At 61.9% G+C, this 15,027-nt stretch carries 17 protein-coding genes and 1 tRNA gene; 10 read left to right on the top strand and 8 right to left on the bottom strand.

Annotation, left to right across the window (positions count from 1 at the left end):
- Positions 1–75: 75 nt before the first annotated feature.
- The 3 genes from GVL52_RS04360 to GVL52_RS04350 are packed head-to-tail and all read right to left on the bottom strand — an operon-like array spanning position 76 to position 2,757.
- The gene (locus tag GVL52_RS04360) at positions 76–1,305 is read right to left on the bottom strand and encodes an NAD(P)/FAD-dependent oxidoreductase (protein WP_160004242.1); all 1,230 of its coding nucleotides are present in this window, start codon (positions 1,303–1,305) and stop codon (positions 76–78) included.
- Positions 1,306–1,314: 9 nt separating this feature from the next.
- The gene (gene mazG, locus GVL52_RS04355; protein ID WP_160004240.1) at positions 1,315–2,148 is read right to left on the bottom strand and encodes a nucleoside triphosphate pyrophosphohydrolase; all 834 of its coding nucleotides are present in this window, start codon (positions 2,146–2,148) and stop codon (positions 1,315–1,317) included.
- A gap of 21 nt (positions 2,149–2,169) precedes the next feature.
- On the bottom strand, positions 2,170–2,757 hold the full coding sequence (locus tag GVL52_RS04350; protein WP_160004237.1) for a deaminase: 588 nt from the start codon (positions 2,755–2,757) through the stop codon (positions 2,170–2,172).
- Positions 2,758–2,819: 62 nt separating this feature from the next.
- On the opposite strand from GVL52_RS04350, the gene GVL52_RS04345 reads away from it, so the two are divergent.
- Genes GVL52_RS04345 through GVL52_RS04320 form a run of 6 tightly spaced genes read left to right on the top strand, consistent with a single transcriptional unit; the run spans position 2,820 to position 8,216 of the window.
- Positions 2,820–3,017 (top strand): hypothetical protein, encoded by a 198-nt coding sequence (locus GVL52_RS04345; protein WP_160004235.1) that lies wholly within the window; start codon positions 2,820–2,822, stop codon positions 3,015–3,017.
- Between the two features lie 2 nt (positions 3,018–3,019).
- Entirely contained in the window at positions 3,020–4,456 is a 1,437-nt protein-coding gene (cysG, locus tag GVL52_RS04340) for a siroheme synthase CysG (protein ID WP_160004233.1), read from the top strand.
- Positions 4,457–4,458: 2 nt separating this feature from the next.
- Positions 4,459–4,773: a DUF2849 domain-containing protein gene (locus tag GVL52_RS04335; protein WP_160004231.1), complete on the top strand. Its 315-nt coding sequence runs from the start codon at positions 4,459–4,461 to the stop codon at positions 4,771–4,773.
- A gap of 8 nt (positions 4,774–4,781) precedes the next feature.
- Positions 4,782–6,455 carry a nitrite/sulfite reductase gene (locus tag GVL52_RS04330; protein ID WP_160004229.1) on the top strand — a complete coding sequence of 558 codons (1,674 nt, stop codon included), beginning with the start codon at positions 4,782–4,784 and terminating at the stop codon, positions 6,453–6,455.
- A complete protein-coding gene (locus GVL52_RS04325; protein ID WP_160004227.1) occupies positions 6,455–6,967 on the top strand; it encodes a DUF934 domain-containing protein in 513 nt (170 codons plus the stop codon). Before GVL52_RS04330 ends, GVL52_RS04325 begins: the two co-directional genes overlap by 1 nt.
- 37 nt (positions 6,968–7,004) lie before the next feature.
- Positions 7,005–8,216 (top strand): UbiH/UbiF family hydroxylase, encoded by a 1,212-nt coding sequence (locus GVL52_RS04320; protein ID WP_160004225.1) that lies wholly within the window; start codon positions 7,005–7,007, stop codon positions 8,214–8,216.
- Here the strand turns inward: GVL52_RS04320 and GVL52_RS04315 are convergent.
- The 5 genes from GVL52_RS04315 to GVL52_RS04295 form a co-directional block, all read right to left on the bottom strand.
- A complete protein-coding gene (locus tag GVL52_RS04315; protein ID WP_160004223.1) occupies positions 8,196–9,146 on the bottom strand; it encodes an AEC family transporter in 951 nt (316 codons plus the stop codon). The two genes, GVL52_RS04320 and GVL52_RS04315, sit on opposite strands and share 21 nt — an antisense overlap.
- A 42-nt stretch (positions 9,147–9,188) precedes the next feature.
- Complete coding sequence (locus GVL52_RS04310; RefSeq protein WP_160004222.1) at positions 9,189–9,938, bottom strand: cytochrome c biogenesis CcdA family protein; 750 nt, start codon at positions 9,936–9,938, stop codon at positions 9,189–9,191.
- 196 nt (positions 9,939–10,134) lie between these two features.
- Positions 10,135–10,296, bottom strand: a complete 162-nt coding sequence (locus GVL52_RS04305) for an entericidin (RefSeq protein WP_160004221.1) — start codon at positions 10,294–10,296, stop codon at positions 10,135–10,137.
- Positions 10,297–10,371: 75 nt separating this feature from the next.
- A complete protein-coding gene (locus GVL52_RS04300; RefSeq protein WP_160004220.1) occupies positions 10,372–10,638 on the bottom strand; it encodes a DUF2934 domain-containing protein in 267 nt (88 codons plus the stop codon).
- 182 nt (positions 10,639–10,820) lie between these two features.
- A tRNA-Lys gene (locus GVL52_RS04295) sits at positions 10,821–10,896 on the bottom strand.
- Positions 10,897–11,283: 387 nt separating this feature from the next.
- Here GVL52_RS04295 and GVL52_RS04290 point away from each other — a divergent pair.
- The 4 genes from GVL52_RS04290 to GVL52_RS04275 all read left to right on the top strand — a co-directional run bounded on the left by GVL52_RS04290 (position 11,284) and on the right by GVL52_RS04275 (position 15,009).
- Positions 11,284–11,490 (top strand): hypothetical protein, encoded by a 207-nt coding sequence (locus tag GVL52_RS04290; RefSeq protein WP_160004219.1) that lies wholly within the window; start codon positions 11,284–11,286, stop codon positions 11,488–11,490.
- A gap of 294 nt (positions 11,491–11,784) precedes the next feature.
- On the top strand, positions 11,785–13,083 hold the full coding sequence (locus tag GVL52_RS04285) for an efflux RND transporter periplasmic adaptor subunit (RefSeq protein WP_160004218.1): 1,299 nt from the start codon (positions 11,785–11,787) through the stop codon (positions 13,081–13,083).
- Positions 13,084–13,094: 11 nt separating this feature from the next.
- Positions 13,095–13,811 carry an ABC transporter ATP-binding protein gene (locus GVL52_RS04280; RefSeq protein WP_160004217.1) on the top strand — a complete coding sequence of 239 codons (717 nt, stop codon included), beginning with the start codon at positions 13,095–13,097 and terminating at the stop codon, positions 13,809–13,811.
- Positions 13,801–15,009, top strand: coding sequence for an ABC transporter permease (locus tag GVL52_RS04275; protein ID WP_160004216.1), 1,209 nt, complete (start codon positions 13,801–13,803; stop codon positions 15,007–15,009). The genes GVL52_RS04280 and GVL52_RS04275 overlap by 11 nt, the downstream gene beginning before the upstream one ends.
- Positions 15,010–15,027: the final 18 nt, after the last annotated feature.

Raw genomic sequence — 15,027 nt, 5'->3', positions numbered from 1 at the left:
CTGGAGGCTTGCCATCGTCGTGCTGCTGACCGCCGCCGGTTACTGCTAATTTGACCAGCAGTTTTCCGCGCTCGGCTAAACCAACGCACTCTGATTTTTCGAAGCGAAGTCTTCAGCTTGCGCAAGTCGTTCCAGTGCAATGCGGCCGACCGGATCCAGCAGCTCTCCCGTTACCAGCGTCGTGATCAGGCTGCGAACGATGGGCAGCTTGGTTGCCGGTCCGATCAGCATGTCGCGGCTGAACGGCAGGATTGTGCTGTCGGATTGATAGAAGGGTGTCAGGACCCGGCTGAGCAACTGGTAGAATCGGATGTGCAAACGGCGCTGCGCCAAATGCAGCGCGATGGCGTCGTCAATCGTCGCTTCATGGCAGAGCGCCGATGCCAGCGAGGCGGCGTCGAGCAGCGCCATATTGGCACCCTGGCCAAGCTGCGGGCTGGTTGCATGCCAGGCGTCGCCGATCTTCACCGTGTTCAGTCCGGCAATGGGTGTTCGCGTCAGATGCCGGTAGCGGGCATGCACCGGCTCGGCGATAACGGCAAGCATCTCCGCCTCCGGCCAGAAAGATCGCACCGCATCGATCCAGGACTCGCGTCCGGCCGTGCGCCACGCGTCGAAATCGCTGTTGCGGATACTCCAGAAGAACGTCGCCATCGGCATCGCGCCATCATTCGCCGTGCCGACGGGTAGAACGCCGGCCATCTGGCTCGCGCGTCGATAGCGCTGTTCCAGTTCATCGGCGCGGAAGCGGCCATCCTGGGGCCAGGGAACCGTCGCCCACAACGCGCCGTAGCCAAGCTCGGTCGCGGTTTTTGCCGCGATCGGTGAATTGGCGCCCATGGCATCGATCACGAGATCGGCAGCCGCTGTCTTGATGCCATTCTCAAGCACAAGCCGTGGGCTGCTGCCTGCATCGATGCCGACGACCCGCGACGACGTCTCGAACCGCACCCCGGTACCGATGGCTGATTCCAGCAGCAGGTCGAAGAGCGCACCACGCTGGATGGCGATGCCGTAGGCGCCCGGGCGATAGCCGACGTCGAGCACAGTTCGGCCGTTGCCGGACAGGCGCCCGTGCATGCGGCTGATCCGGGCGCCGCGCGCCTTCACACGGTCGAGCAGGCCCATGCGGGAGAGGATCGCGGCCCCGGTCGGCTGCAACACGAAGCCGGAGCCGACCGGCTGCGGCGCGCTCATCTGGTCATGGATCGTCACCTTGGCGCCGCGGCGCGCCAGAAGTGCGGCAAGCGACAATCCGCCGATGCCGGCGCCTGCAATCGCAATGTCGAGCGTTTCAAGCTTCATGACGCTCTGTCAACCAAGCTGCCGCTCGATCGCCTTTGCCGCCTGCCACAGATCTTCCATCCGTTCCAGCGTTGCCGCCTGCAGCGTCTCGCCTTCGGCCGCGAGCGTTGTTTCGATGTGGCCGAAACGGCGGCGGAATTTCGTGTTGGTGCCGCGCAGCGACTGTTCCGGATCGGCCTTCACATGCCGGCCAATATTGACGACGGCAAAGATCAGGTCGCCGAGCTCGTCGCTGACCTTGGCCTGATCGCCTGATTTCAACGCCTCGCGCAACTCGCCAATCTCTTCCTCGATCTTGTCGAGGATCGGTTCCGGCGCCGACCAGTCGAAGCCGACCTTGGCGGCGCGCTCCTGCAGCTTCAACGCCTCGGTCAGGGCCGGGAAGCTGCGCTGCACCGAGCCCAGAAAGCCGGCCTTGAAATCCTCGGTGATGCCTCGGACGGCGCGGCGTTCGGCGCGCTCGCGCTTTTCCGCCTGCTTGATCTCGTCCCACTGGATCTTGACCGCATCTGGCGTGTCGGCGTCCGAGCGGGCAAACACGTGAGGATGTCGGCGGATCATCTTTTTGGTGATCGCCTCGACCACGTCGCCGAACGAGAAATCGCCGGCTTCCTCGGCCATCCTTGCATGGAACACCACCTGCAGCAGAAGATCGCCGAGTTCGTCGCAAAGGTCGTCCATGTCGTTGCGCTCGATCGCGTCGGATACCTCATAGGCCTCCTCGATCGTATAGGGCTTGATCGTCTCGAAGGTCTGGACGATGTCCCAGGGGCAACCGGTTTCAGGGTTGCGGAGCGCTGCCATGATCTCGATCAGGCGCGAAATATCCTTTGAAGCTTCCATGATCTCTCGGTTCACGCTCGGTCAGTTCAGCGGAATGTCGTTGTCGCCCTTGGACGACTGGTAGTCTGTCGAGAGTGCATCGTAGCGCGCCTTGATCCGCACCGTCTGCGCCTTCAGATCGGCCTTGACCTTGTCCTCTTCGGTCTCGACCAGATCGGCAATCGCGAAGCTGTTCCAGAAGGCGTTCTGGCGGCGGTAGCCGCCGGGCTCCAGTCCGAAGACCTCCTTGAGGATCTTCAGGTCGTGCGGGATCGCAAAGGCGTCGCGCGAATCCTCGTGGCTGAAGAAATAATAGAAATTGTCGAAGCCCGCCCAGGTGATCGCCGACATGCACATGGTGCAGGGTTCGTGCGTGGAGAGAAAGATCAGATCCTTGGTGGCAAGCTTTTCGCCCAGCTCGTAGAACCGCTTCAGCGTGTGCACCTCGCCGTGCCAGAGCGGGTTTTCCAGCTCGTTGTTGGTCTCGGCCACGACCAGCGACAGATCCGACTTGCGCAGGATGGCAGCGCCGAAAACCTTGTTGCCGGCGCCGACACCCTGTTCGGTCAGCGGCAGGATATCCCGCTCGATAACGTCGAGCAGGCGGGCGGCAATGGTGGTGTCGGACATGGCGTTCTCCTTGATTTCAGCACTTTATCCTCTGCAACTCCCGAGGCAAACGAGGATTCCGCATGAAGACCGGATTTGCCACAGGCTTTCTGCTGCGCTGCGGCAGGTCGGGGTGTGCCTGCAGCGCCTCACCGGTGAGTTTTGCTCAAATCATTGACAAGCCGGGTAAAACAATACGCGGCTGGACTGCCTTTGGAATTTCTGTTTCTTCATTTGATTGGCGGGACGGTGCATATTCCGTCAACTTAGAAATGGATTGATGATGCCTTCCAAGAGTGAGCAACTGTCGGTGTTTCCTGCCTTCTTCCGCGTCGAAGGCAAGATTGCGGCCGTCTTCGGCAATGGCGACGAAGCCTTTGCCAAGGTGCGCCTGCTGTTGAACACCCGGGCGCGTGTCATAGCTTACACGGATCGCCCCGAGGCCGATTATCATTCCTACCTGATCGCCAACCGCATCGAGACCGTGCGCGCAGGCTTCGCCGCCGAGCAACTGCGCGACGCCGTGTTGGTGTTCGCCGCCACTGGCGACGGTGCGCAGGACCGCGCCATCGTTGACGCCGCGCGCGCCGAAAAGATCCCGGCCAATGCCGTCGATCAGCCTGAATATTGCGATTTCTATACGCCGGCGCTGGTCAATCGCGCGCCTGTCGCCGTTGCCATCGGCACCGAAGGGGCAGGGCCTGTCCTCGCCCAGATGATCCGTGCCCAGGTCGATCAGCTGCTGGCGCCTTCGCTCGGTCGCTTGGCAGAGCTTGCGGTCAGCTATCGCAAGACAGTCGAGCAGCGTGTGCCTAGGGGTGCCGCGCGCCGCGTGTTCTGGCGCCGCTTCTTCTCCGGCCCTGTTGCCGATGCCGTTGCCAATGAAAACCTGCCGCAGGCACGACGCCTCGCCAATGGCTTGCTTGAAACCGCCGACAAGGTCGAAGGCCGTGTCTGGCTCGTCGGCGCTGGTCCCGGTGCCGTCGATCTGCTGACATTGCGCGCCCAGCGCGTGATGATGGAAGCCGATGTCATCGTCTACGATGCGCTGGTGCCGCAGGAAATCGTCGATATGGGGCGCCGCGATGCCGAGCGCCTGTCGGTCGGCAAGCGCAAGGGTTGCCATTCCAAGTCGCAGGAAGAGATCAACGACCTGCTCGTCTATCTCGGCCGTGAAGGCAAGCGCGTCGTGCGTCTGAAGTCAGGCGATCCGCTGGTCTATGGCCGCGCCGGTGAGGAAATGGCCGCGTTGCGCGCCGCCGGCATCGCCTATGAGGTCGTGCCCGGCATCACTTCCGCTTTTGCCGCCGCTGCCGATTTCGAGCTGCCGCTGACATTGCGCGGTGTCGCCTCGTCGCTGGTGTTCACCACCGGCCATGATCTCACCGGCGACGTCCTGCCGGATTGGGCGAGCCTTGCTGTCTCAGGCGCCACGATTGCCGTCTACATGGGTCGCACGGTTGCTGCCTCGGTTGCCGAGCGGTTGATGCAGGCTGGCATTGCCCCGGATACCACCGTTGCCGTCATCGAGAATGCCAGCCGCGCCGATCGCCGCCTGTTGCACGGTACGCTGCGCGATCTCCCCGACCTGCAGCATCGCGATGAACTGACGGGCCCCGTCATGGTCATCATCGGCGATGCCGTTGCAGGCGCCAATTTCGAACTGTCCGAACCGCTGGTGCGTGTACGCGCCCGGTCCGAGGAACTTGCAAGGAGCTGACTATGGTAGACAAGGTTCTGACCGCCAACAGGCTGACGGACGGCATTGCCGTATGGCTGGATGCGAACGGCGCGTGGGTCACCGGCCTGCAGGATGCGCTCGTCGCCCGCCACGCCGAGGCCGTCACCGCACTTGAGGCGATCGGCAAGAAGTCCTATGCCGATAATCTGGTCGTTGACGTCGCTGTCGTCGATGTTCAGGAAACTGATGGTGTTCTCTGGCCGCTGCGCCTTCGCGAGCGCATCCGCGCTCAGGGCCCGACCATGGAATATGCGCCGGGCTACAAGCCGGCCGATCCCGCATTCATTGCAGTCTGAGGAAGCCGATGTACCGTTACGACGAATTTGACCACGCCTTTGTCGCCGAGCGCGTCGCGCAATTCCGCGATCAGGTCGAGCGCCGCCTGTCCGGCGAGCTTGCCGAGGATGCGTTCAAGCCGCTGCGCCTGATGAACGGCGTCTATCTCCAGCTGCACGCCTACATGCTGCGCATCGCCATTCCCTATGGCACGCTGAGCGCCAAGCAGATGCGGATGCTCGCCCACGTCGCGCGCACCTACGACCGCGGCTATGGCCACTTCACTACCCGCCAGAACCTGCAGTTCAACTGGCCGAAGCTGTCTGACATGCCCGACGTGCTGGCCGAGCTTGCCACCGTCGAGATGCACGCCATCCAGACGTCGGGCAACTGCATCAGAAACGTCACCGCCGACCACTTTGCCGGTGCTGCTGCCGATGAAATCGCAGATCCGCGTCCCTATGCCGAAATTCTGCGCCAGTGGTCTTCCGTGCATCCGGAATTCTCTTTCCTGCCGCGCAAGTTCAAGATCGCCGTGACAGGTGCCGAGCGCGACCGCGCCGCCATTCAGGTCCACGACATCGGCCTGCACCTGAAGAAGAACGACAAGGGCGAGATCGGCTTTGCCGTCTACGTCGGTGGCGGCCAGGGCCGCACGCCGATGATCGCCAAGCTGATCAAGGACTTCCTGCCGGAAGAGGATCTGCTGTCCTACACCACCGCCGTGATGCGCGTGTATAACCTGCACGGCCGCCGCGACAACAAGTACAAGGCCCGCATCAAGATCCTCGTCCACGAAACCGGCGCCGAGGAGCTGGCGCGTCAGGTCGAAGTCGAATTCGCAGAACTGAAGGACACCGAGCTGAAGCTGCCGGAGACCGACGTGCAGGCGATCACCGCCTATTTCGCACCACCGGCGCTGCCTGAGCGCGCCGAAGGCTGGGAAAACCTCGCCCGCTGGAAGAAGGCCGATCCGGACTTCGCCCGCTGGGTGCAGCAGAACGTGCAGCCGCACAAGAACCCCGATTACGGCATGGTGACGATCTCGCTGAAGCCGATCGGCGGCATTCCGGGCGACGCCTCCGACAGCCAGATGGATTCGATTGCCGATATCGCCGAGGAATACGCCTTCGACGAAATCCGCGTCAGCCATGAACAGAACCTGATCCTGCCGCATGTGGCGCTGGCCGATCTCGAATCGGTCTATCGCGGCCTCGTCGCCATCGGTCTTGCCGAAGCCAATGCCGGGCTGATCACGGACATTATTGCCTGTCCCGGCTTGGACTACTGCGCGCTCGCCAATGCGCGCTCCATCCCTCTGGCGCAGGAGATTTCCCGTCGTTTCGGCGATGCCGATCGCCAGGCCGAGATCGGCGAGCTGAAGATCAAGATCTCCGGCTGCATCAACGCCTGCGGCCACCACCATGTCGGCCACATCGGCCTACTGGGCGTGGAGAAGAAGGGTGCCGAACTCTATCAGATCACCCTTGGTGGTTCCGGTGACGAGCACACCTCTATCGGCGAAATCATCGGCCGCGGCTTCGAGCCCGAGAAGGTGACGGATGCCATCGAGAAGATCGTCGATACCTATCTCGGTCTGCGCAACGATCCGTCGGAAATCTTCCTCGATGCCTATCGTCGCGTCGGACCGCAGCCTTTCAAGGATGCGCTCTATGGCGACGCCAAGGCGGAGGCTGCGTGATGACCAGGATCTGGAGAGAAGCCGGCTTCGTCGAGAACGATCCGTGGGTCATCGAGACCGAAGAGCTCAAGGCTGACGAGGGGCAGAAGCCGATCCTCAGCCTCGAAGAGCTGATCGTCAAGGCGGACGAAAGCAACGACGTCGGCTTCGGTGTGCTGATCCAGCCCGCCGACGATGTGCGCAAGCTGGAGCCCTATCTGTACCGGCTGGAGCTGGTGGCGGTGGCGTTCCCGGCCTTCAACGACGGCCGCGCCTTCAGCCACGCCTCGCTGCTGCGCGACCGCCTCGGCTATACCAACGAGCTGCGTGCCGTCGGCGATGTGCTGATCGATCAGGTGCCGCTGATGCTGCGCTGCGGTATCGACAGCTTCGCCGTCACCAACGAGACTGCGATAAAGCGTCTCACCGAGAAGCGCCTGCCGGAGATTCCGCATTATTATCAGCCGGCTGCCCGTGACGCGGAGCCGGGCAAGAGCTATAGTTGGCGCCGTCAGGCGAAGCCGGCGGCATAAAGCCGGCTCGCCGTTTCAGAATTGACGGAACGGTGCAATGAAGACTTTCGAAATAGCGGTGATCGGTGGCGGACTGGCCGGCATGATCGCCGCAGTTGCTCTTGGACGCGGCGGCCGCAACGTCGCACTGATTGCGCCGCCAGCGCCAAGGCAAGACCGGCGCACCACCGCGCTGATGGACCAGTCGATCCGCTTTCTCGACCGGCTGACGCTCTGGGACAAGCTGAAACCCGCGGCCGCGCCGCTGGCGACCATGCGCATCATCGACGGCACAAACCGCTTGCTGCGCGCGCCCACCACCACCTTCCGTTCCGCTGAAGTCGGCCTCGAAGCCTTCGGCTATAATTTTCCGAACAAGGCTCTGATGGAGGTGCTCGAGGCTGCGGTATCGGCTGAAGGCAACATTACCCGCTTCACGGCTTTTGCTGCGGCGATCGAGGTCAGCGCCGATATCGTCGCGATCACCCTTGCCGATGGGGAGACGCTGGCCGCCGAGTTCGCCATCGGCGCCGATGGCCGCAAATCGATGCTGCGCGAGACGGTCGGGATCGATACCCGCAACTGGTCCTATCCGCAGACGGCGATGGTGCTGAACTTCGCCCATTCGCTGCCGCACGAAAATATCTCCACCGAGTTCCACACCGAAAACGGCCCCTTTACCCAGGTGCCGCTGCCCGGCAATCGTTCCAGCCTCGTCTGGGTGCAGAACCCGTCGGATGCGCAGGCGCGCAGCGAGATGTCGCTGGCCGCGTTGAGCAATGTCGTCGAGGAGCGTATGCAGTCGCTGCTCGGCAAGGTCACCGTCGAGGAGGGCGTGCAGATATGGCCGCTCTCCGGCATGATGGCACATCGCTCCGGCAAGGGCCGCGTGGCCCTGATTGGGGAAGCCGCCCACGTCTTTCCGCCGATCGGTGCACAGGGGCTGAACCTCAGCCTGCGTGACGTCATGGCGCTCAGCGACATTCTCTGCGGTCGCCCGGAACTGCCGGTACCGGCCGATGCCGGCAATCAGTTCGATCGCAAGCGCCGCGCCGATATCATGACGCGCACAGCAAGTGTCGACGTCCTCAATCGCTCTCTGCTGTCCGATTTCCTGCCGGTGCAGGTGATGCGCGCCGCGGGCCTTCACATCCTTGCGGCACTGCCGCCGCTGCGCAATCTCGTCATGCGCGAAGGCATCGAGCCCGGCGGCGGCCTGCGGGATATTCCGGCTGCGATCAGGGACAGGCTACGTCGGAAGAAAGCCTGATTTTATCGCCACCAGAAAGATCGATACCGTCACCACGGAGAGCGCCGTGGTGATCAGGATCGTCGCCGATGCCCGTTCCTGCCAGACGCCATATTGCTGACCGATGACGAAGACATTGGTTGCCGTCGGCAGCGTGGCGAGCAACACCGCTGCATAGATCCATACCGGCTCGAACCCGCCGACTGCCGTCAGCGCGAGATAGACGACAATCGGGTGGATGATCAGTTTTGCAGGAACGATGTAGCCGATCTCTGCCGGAATGCGTTTGATCGGCCGGAGCGCCAGTGTCACGCCCATTGCAAACAGCGCGCAGGGCGCTGCCGCCTGCGCGAGATAATCGACGAAACGCTGAAATGCCAGGGGCTGCTGCACGTTTAAGCCCGCAGCAACGAAGCCGAGCACCGTTGACAGGATGAACGGATGCAACGCAACCTTTCGTGCGATGTCGAAGGCCAATTGTCGGCGAGAGCGCTTGTCGTCGCCGGCCGCTGCCATCATCGCCGGTGCGACGATGAAGTGGAACGCATTCTCGATACAGACGATCAGCGCCACCGGCACGGCTGCGCCATCGCCGAGCGCAATCAGCGCCAGTCCCGGGCCCATATAGCCGATATTGCCATAGGCGCCGGCAAACGACTGGATCGTGCTGTCAGCCAGTGAATTGCGCCGGATCCAGCGGCCGATCACAAACAGTGCGACGAAGATCGAGTAGGTCGCGGCCAGATCCGTCGCGATGAAATCGATCCGGGTGAGATCCTCGAACGGCGTACGGGAGACCAGCTTGAAGAACAATGCGGGCAGGGCGGCGTAGATGATGAACGTGTTCAGCCATCCCATCGCCTCGGCGGGCTGCTTGGTTACTCTGGCAGCAATATAACCAATAAGGATCAGACCGAAGAACGGCAGGAGAAGACTGACGATGTCGGCCAATGTTTATTCCAATGCGGGCAGGTCGGCGGGAGGACCTCAGGCTTAACCGATTTTCATCAGGATTGGAAAGGTCTGCTGGAACCATATTGCCGCATCGCTGACAAAGCCGAACATGAAGGCCAGACCGGTGAGGATGAGGAACACGCCCATGACCTTCTCGACGGTGCCGAGATGTCGGCGAAAGCGCGAGAGAAAGCCCATGAAGGTGCCGGAAAAGCCGGCGGCAATCCAGAACGGAATAGCCAGACCGAGCGAATAGACGGCAAGCAGCCCGGCACCCGAGCCAACCGTTTCACGCGACGCCGCAACACCGAGGATGGCGCCAAGCACCGGCCCGATGCACGGAGTCCAGCCGAAGGCGAAGGCCAGACCCATCACATAGGCGCCCGTCAGCGTTGCGGGCTTGCCGCCGCTCTGGAACCTTGCTTCGCGTGCAAGCACCCCGATGCGGAAGAGACCGAGAAAGTTCAGGCCCATGATGACGATGATCAGCCCGCCGATCTTTGCCAGCAGATCGAGATGCTGACGCAGCACCATGCCGATGCTCGAGGCCCCGGCGCCGAGTGCCACAAACACCGTGGCAAACCCAAGCGTGAAGAACAGCGCCGAAAGCAGCACTCCCCGCCTGACGGCAGGGGCCACCACGACCGCACCGCCACCACGAAACTGATCAACGGAAATCCCGGCCATGTAGCAGAGATAGGGCGGCACCAGCGGCAGCACGCAGGGCGACAGAAACGACAGCGCGCCGGCAAACAGAGCGCTCAACAGGGAAATATCGGCAATCGACACGCAGTCTCTCCGGCAGCAGGCTTTGGAGCGCAGTCCTACCGCAGCACACCCGGTCTCGCCAATCACCTTTTCGCGTCTCAGTCTTCGTGTCTGAGGTCAACGGCCAAATGCACACAAAGTGCAAGCTGGGCACCACGTCTGCCACGTTGAAACGCGGCGCGCAAACGCATGCGCGCCGCGACTGCTGTGAACTGCGTTACTTCGTGGCCGCGTGGCCGACGCGGTTACCGGCATTCTGCGTGGCATCGACGGTGTTTGCAGCATCCTTGCCCATCCCGCGGATCGTATTGCCGCACGAGCTCAGTGCAAGCATGACGCAAAGAGCGGCTGCAACCTTGGTGGTAACGGAGAATGTCATTTTACTATCCTTTTTGTGAGATCAGTTGATGAACGCGCGATTGACATAACGCGCGAACGGCCAAGTGGTTGCATTCTATGGCTGCTCGCGCATTCCAGGCGTCGCCTCGCGCTGTTCGGCATCCTCCAGATCCGTCTTCACGATGAATGCATCCGTATGCTGTCTGGCAGCTTCGCGCAGCACCTCGAGGTTCGGCAGGTCGTCACCTTCAAGCTGGTCGCCGGCATGGCTGATCTCGTGCTCAGCCTGCGTCCAATGATCCTGATGCTTTCCTTCCGGCTTGCCCTCGCGTTCCCAAATGGCATGCGCGCGTTCACGGACGTCGTTTTCATGGTCTGACATAGCTCTATCCAATGTTTCCACCGTATGAACTGCCAGAGATATGAAATGTTCCGCAGAGAATGGGGAATTGGGGGCAGCCGGAGATATGTCGCGGCTATACGGCGTGAGCGATCACGCCACGCAAAACTCCGTGGGCTCACCACGGAGATCGAAATCTGTTCTATCTAAACTATTGATTTATATGGTGAGAGCGTCGGGGTTCGAACCCGAGACCTACTGATTAAAAGTCAGTTGCTCTACCAGCTGAGCTACGCTCTCCCTTTGCTCCAAAGCATCCTTGAATGCCCCGGCTGGAAGTGCGCGGAACATATGCAGACGACCCATTGCGGTCAACTGAAAAATCTACCTTTCCTGTGCATTAGGCACATTTCTTGCGGTGAAGCGGTAGCGGAAACCGGAAATCCACGCATGGCACTGCCGCTTGGACAGGTGACCTTCGGAAACGGGTGCTTGAACGGTGCAAGGGTCGCCCGGACCATCTCGCGCGATTCTACCAGTGAGAGATCTCAGCCGGTTGCGCTCGAATGCGCGAACCGCAACATTGTTCCCGATAAATATTTAGGAAAATCAATCTGTTCGGCAGCGTCAGGCGGTTAACAAAGGCGCCGCGCGCCCTAAGTACCTCTTTACAACAAGGAGATTGCAATGACCGACGTCATCGAACACGGCACCACCCGCAAGGTTCTGCGTGGCCGCGCCTATAGCTTGACCGAGTTTTCCCGCAAGTACAGACTTGATCAGGACGAGGCAACGCGCCTGTTTGACAAGTTTGGTCCATCTGCCACGGAACTCGACCTCCTTATGGCCGCAAAACGCCGCCCGCCTGTTTCGCTGGAAGCTCTGGGCGCCTGACATCGTCTGGCAATATTTCGATGCCAGCATTCTGTCGAGGTGCAAAGCTCTGAGCGCTGTTGCATGGTTTGCATGCCATGACATCGCGGCAGCAACACGCAAAGCCGACGCCACGTCACCCCGACGGCGGATTTCGGCCGGAGTCGGCGGGTAAATCTCGACTTTCATTACCAAGATTTCATTTCCTTTTGGCGCTGGCGCGTGCCAATGCGGTCCTTTGCTAATCCTGCGTTCAGCTTCACATGGTTATTTCGAAGTTGGCAGCCGCATTGGCTGTATCTGATCGAGGCCAGCATGGACGACATGACCACACCGAGCCAAACAAAGACCACGGCAAGCGCCGATCTTGCTGCTGTTCTGTCCGCCTCGCGGCAGAAGAATAAGGGGCGTTGGTTCAAGCGTCTTTTGCTGCTGGTGCTGGTTGCCGCCGTCGTGGCTGGGGCTGCCTATTTCTATTCGCGCCGCGGCGGTACCGAGGTGAGCTACACCACGCAACCGGTGAAAAACGGCGATCTGACAGTGCTGGTCACGGCGACCGGTTCGGTTCAGCCAACCGAGCAGGTGGACATCTCGAGCGAGCTCTCCGGCACGGTGCGCGATGTCAATGTCGATTACAACAGCGAGGTCAAGGCAGGCGAAGTGCTGGCCGTGCTCGACACCGTCAAGGTCGAGGCAGATGTCAAGAGCACCCAGGCCAAGCTCGATTCGGCCAAGGCAAACGTCATCAAGGCCAACGCGGATCTGCAGTCGGCGCAGAGTTCCTACGAGCGCTATCGCAACCTCGTGCAGAACAATGTGACCACCCAGCAGAGCCTGGAGGACGCGCGCTACAAATATGATTCGGCGGTCGCCACCAAGCAGATCAACGAGGCAGCCGTGCTGTCGGCCGAAGCCGATCTGCAACTGGCCGACGTCAATCTCGCCAAGTCCAAGATAATCTCGCCAATCGACGGCGTGATTTTGACACGTTCGGTCGATCCGGGCGCCACGGTTGCAGCGTCGCTATCGGCACCTGTGCTGTTCGTCATCGGCGGTGACCTGCGCCAGATGGAGCTGCAGGTCGATGTCGACGAGGCTGATGTCGGCCAGATCGCGGTTGGCCAGAAAGCCTCGTTCACCGTCGATGCCTATCCCGACCGGACCTTTCCCGCCGAAATCAAGCAGATCCGCTTTGCGTCGGAGACCACCAACAATGTCGTCACCTATAAGGCGATCCTGTCGGTCGATAATGCCGATCTGCTTCTTCGCCCTGGCATGACGGCCACTGCCGACGTCACGGTCGAAGCCGTCAAGAGCACGCTGATGGTTCCGAATGCCGCCCTTCGCTATGCACCGCCTGCTGCCGAGGGCGGGCGCAATCGCGGTCTGTTCGGCATGTTCGGGCCACCGCGCATGGGGCCGCGCCCGACCAATCAGGGCGGCGGCGAAACGCTGACCGGCAACAAGCGCCGGGTATGGGTGCTGAAAGCGGGCAAGCCATCGCCCGTCATCATCCAGGTCGGCTCCTCGGACGGACAGTTCACCCAGGTCGTCTCCGGCGAACTGAAGGAAAACGATCCGATCGTCACCGATTCGACCGAGCAGTCGAAATAGGCGGCCGCGGGATGACGACGCCGCCACTCATCGAGTTCAGCAAGGTCTCCAAGATCTATGGTCGCGGCGAAGCAGCGATCCGTGCGCTCGATCATGTCGATCTCTCGATCCGCGAGCATGAATTCGTCGCCATCATGGGGCCGTCGGGCTCCGGCAAATCGACGGCCATGAACATTCTCGGCTGTCTCGACGTGCCAAGTGCCGGCGACTATCTGTTTCAGGGCATCTCGACCAGCGGCTTCGACCGCGCGCAACTGACCATGCTGCGCCGGCACATGCTGGGCTTCGTCTTCCAGGGCTTCAATCTGCTGCCGCGCACATCTGCGGTCGAGAATGTCGAGCTGCCATTGATCTACCGCGGCATGCCGGGCGCCGAGCGTCACCGCCTCGCGAAGGAGGCACTCGGTCTCGTCGGCCTCGGCGGTCGCGAGCATCACAAGACCCAGGAACTCTCCGGCGGCCAGCAGCAGCGCGTCGCCATCGCCCGTGCCATTGTCACAAGGCCGTCGCTGCTTCTGGCCGACGAGCCGACCGGCAATCTCGACACCAGGACCAGCGTCGAGATCATGGACCTGATGACGCGGCTCAACCGGGAGCAGGGCATCACCATCGTCATGGTGACCCACGAGCCTGACATCGCCGCCTATGCGCAGCGCCTGCTGCGCTTCGTCGATGGCAAGCTGGAGGTAGAGACTGCGCATAAGGGGAGGGCCGGGGATGTTCTTTGAGACGCTCAAGCTCGCATTGCGCGCCATCAGCCGCAACATGCTGCGGTCCTTCCTGACGGTGCTGGGCGTCGTCATCGGCGTTGCCGCCGTCATCGCGCTGGTAACGATCGGCAACGGCACCACCGCGCAGGTGACCTCGGAGCTGTCGCGCCTTGGAACCAACATGCTGTTTGCCCGCCCCGGCCAGTTCGGCCCCGGCCGCGCCAGCACGGACGCCCGCCGCTTCACCGTGGCCGATGTCGATGCGATCAGCGATCAGGTCGGCGGTCTCCGGGCGGTCGCGCCGCTGAACCAGGCGACCGCGACGGTCATCTATGGTGGTCAGAGCCACTCGACGACGGTGATGGGCACCACCAACGACTATTTCATCGCCCAGGATTGGGATCTGGCGTCGGGGCGCACCTTCGACGCCGCCGAAGAACGGGGACGGGCGCGCTGCGTGCTTGGCGAGACGGTCCGCTCGCAGCTGTTCGGTTCGGCCGATCCGATTGGCCAGCAGATCCGCGTCGGCAAACTGTCGTGCGGCGTCATTGGGGTACTTGCCAAGCGCGGCCAGTCCGGCATGGGCACCGATCAGGACGATGTCGTCATCGTCCCGATCAAGGTTTACCAGCGCCGCATCGGCGGCAAGGCCAATGCCAACGTCTCGATGATCCTGATTTCGGCCCGCGATGGCGTCGCCACCTCGAAGGTGCAGTCGGAGACCGAAAACCTTTTGCGCGAGCGGCGAAAAATCATCCCCGGCCGCGAGGACGATTTCAACGTCAACGACATGACCCAGATCGCTGCCGCGATGACCGGCACGACGACGTTGCTGACCAGCCTGCTGGGAGCAGTGGCGGCGATCAGTCTGCTGGTGGGCGGTATCGGCATCATGAACATCATGCTGGTGTCGGTGACCGAGCGCACGCGCGAGATCGGCATCAGGCTGGCGATCGGGGCGCTCGAAAGCCAGGTTCTGCTGCAGTTCCTTGTGGAAGCGGTGGCGCTGTCGATATTCGGCGGGATGAGCGGCATTCTGCTGGGCCTGGGGCTCGGCTTCGGGGCGGTCACGCTGCTGAAGGTGCCATTCGTCGTCAGCCCGATGATGATCGGGGTCGCGTTTGTCTTCTCTGCTGCCATCGGCATGATCTTTGGCTATTTCCCGGCAAGGCGCGCCGCTCAGCTCAACCCCATCGATGCCCTGCGACATGAGTAAGCGCCTGTGACGTAACGA

Source organism: Rhizobium sp. 18055, from assembly GCF_902706285.1.
In the GTDB taxonomy this organism is placed as follows: domain Bacteria; phylum Pseudomonadota; class Alphaproteobacteria; order Rhizobiales; family Rhizobiaceae; genus Rhizobium.
The sequence above is the reverse complement of the archived record's forward strand: the minus strand, read 5'-3'. Positions and strand labels throughout refer to the sequence as shown.

Excerpts from the sequence above, each read along its gene's own strand:
- GVL52_RS04360 (WP_160004242.1), bottom strand. The coding sequence starts at position 1,305 with ATGAAGCTTGAAACGCTCGACATTGCGATTGCAGGCGCCGGCATCGGC.
- mazG (WP_160004240.1), bottom strand. The coding sequence starts at position 2,148 with ATGGAAGCTTCAAAGGATATTTCGCGCCTGATCGAGATCATGGCAGCG.
- GVL52_RS04350 (WP_160004237.1), bottom strand. The coding sequence starts at position 2,757 with ATGTCCGACACCACCATTGCCGCCCGCCTGCTCGACGTTATCGAGCGG.
- GVL52_RS04345 (WP_160004235.1), top strand. The coding sequence starts at position 2,820 with ATGAAGACCGGATTTGCCACAGGCTTTCTGCTGCGCTGCGGCAGGTCG.
- cysG (WP_160004233.1), top strand. The coding sequence starts at position 3,020 with ATGCCTTCCAAGAGTGAGCAACTGTCGGTGTTTCCTGCCTTCTTCCGC.
- GVL52_RS04335 (WP_160004231.1), top strand. The coding sequence starts at position 4,459 with ATGGTAGACAAGGTTCTGACCGCCAACAGGCTGACGGACGGCATTGCC.
- GVL52_RS04330 (WP_160004229.1), top strand. The coding sequence starts at position 4,782 with ATGTACCGTTACGACGAATTTGACCACGCCTTTGTCGCCGAGCGCGTC.
- GVL52_RS04325 (WP_160004227.1), top strand. The coding sequence starts at position 6,455 with ATGACCAGGATCTGGAGAGAAGCCGGCTTCGTCGAGAACGATCCGTGG.
- GVL52_RS04320 (WP_160004225.1), top strand. The coding sequence starts at position 7,005 with ATGAAGACTTTCGAAATAGCGGTGATCGGTGGCGGACTGGCCGGCATG.
- GVL52_RS04305 (WP_160004221.1), bottom strand. The coding sequence starts at position 10,296 with ATGACATTCTCCGTTACCACCAAGGTTGCAGCCGCTCTTTGCGTCATG.
- GVL52_RS04300 (WP_160004220.1), bottom strand. The coding sequence starts at position 10,638 with ATGTCAGACCATGAAAACGACGTCCGTGAACGCGCGCATGCCATTTGG.
- GVL52_RS04290 (WP_160004219.1), top strand. The coding sequence starts at position 11,284 with ATGACCGACGTCATCGAACACGGCACCACCCGCAAGGTTCTGCGTGGC.
- GVL52_RS04285 (WP_160004218.1), top strand. The coding sequence starts at position 11,785 with ATGGACGACATGACCACACCGAGCCAAACAAAGACCACGGCAAGCGCC.
- GVL52_RS04280 (WP_160004217.1), top strand. The coding sequence starts at position 13,095 with ATGACGACGCCGCCACTCATCGAGTTCAGCAAGGTCTCCAAGATCTAT.
- GVL52_RS04275 (WP_160004216.1), top strand. The coding sequence starts at position 13,801 with ATGTTCTTTGAGACGCTCAAGCTCGCATTGCGCGCCATCAGCCGCAAC.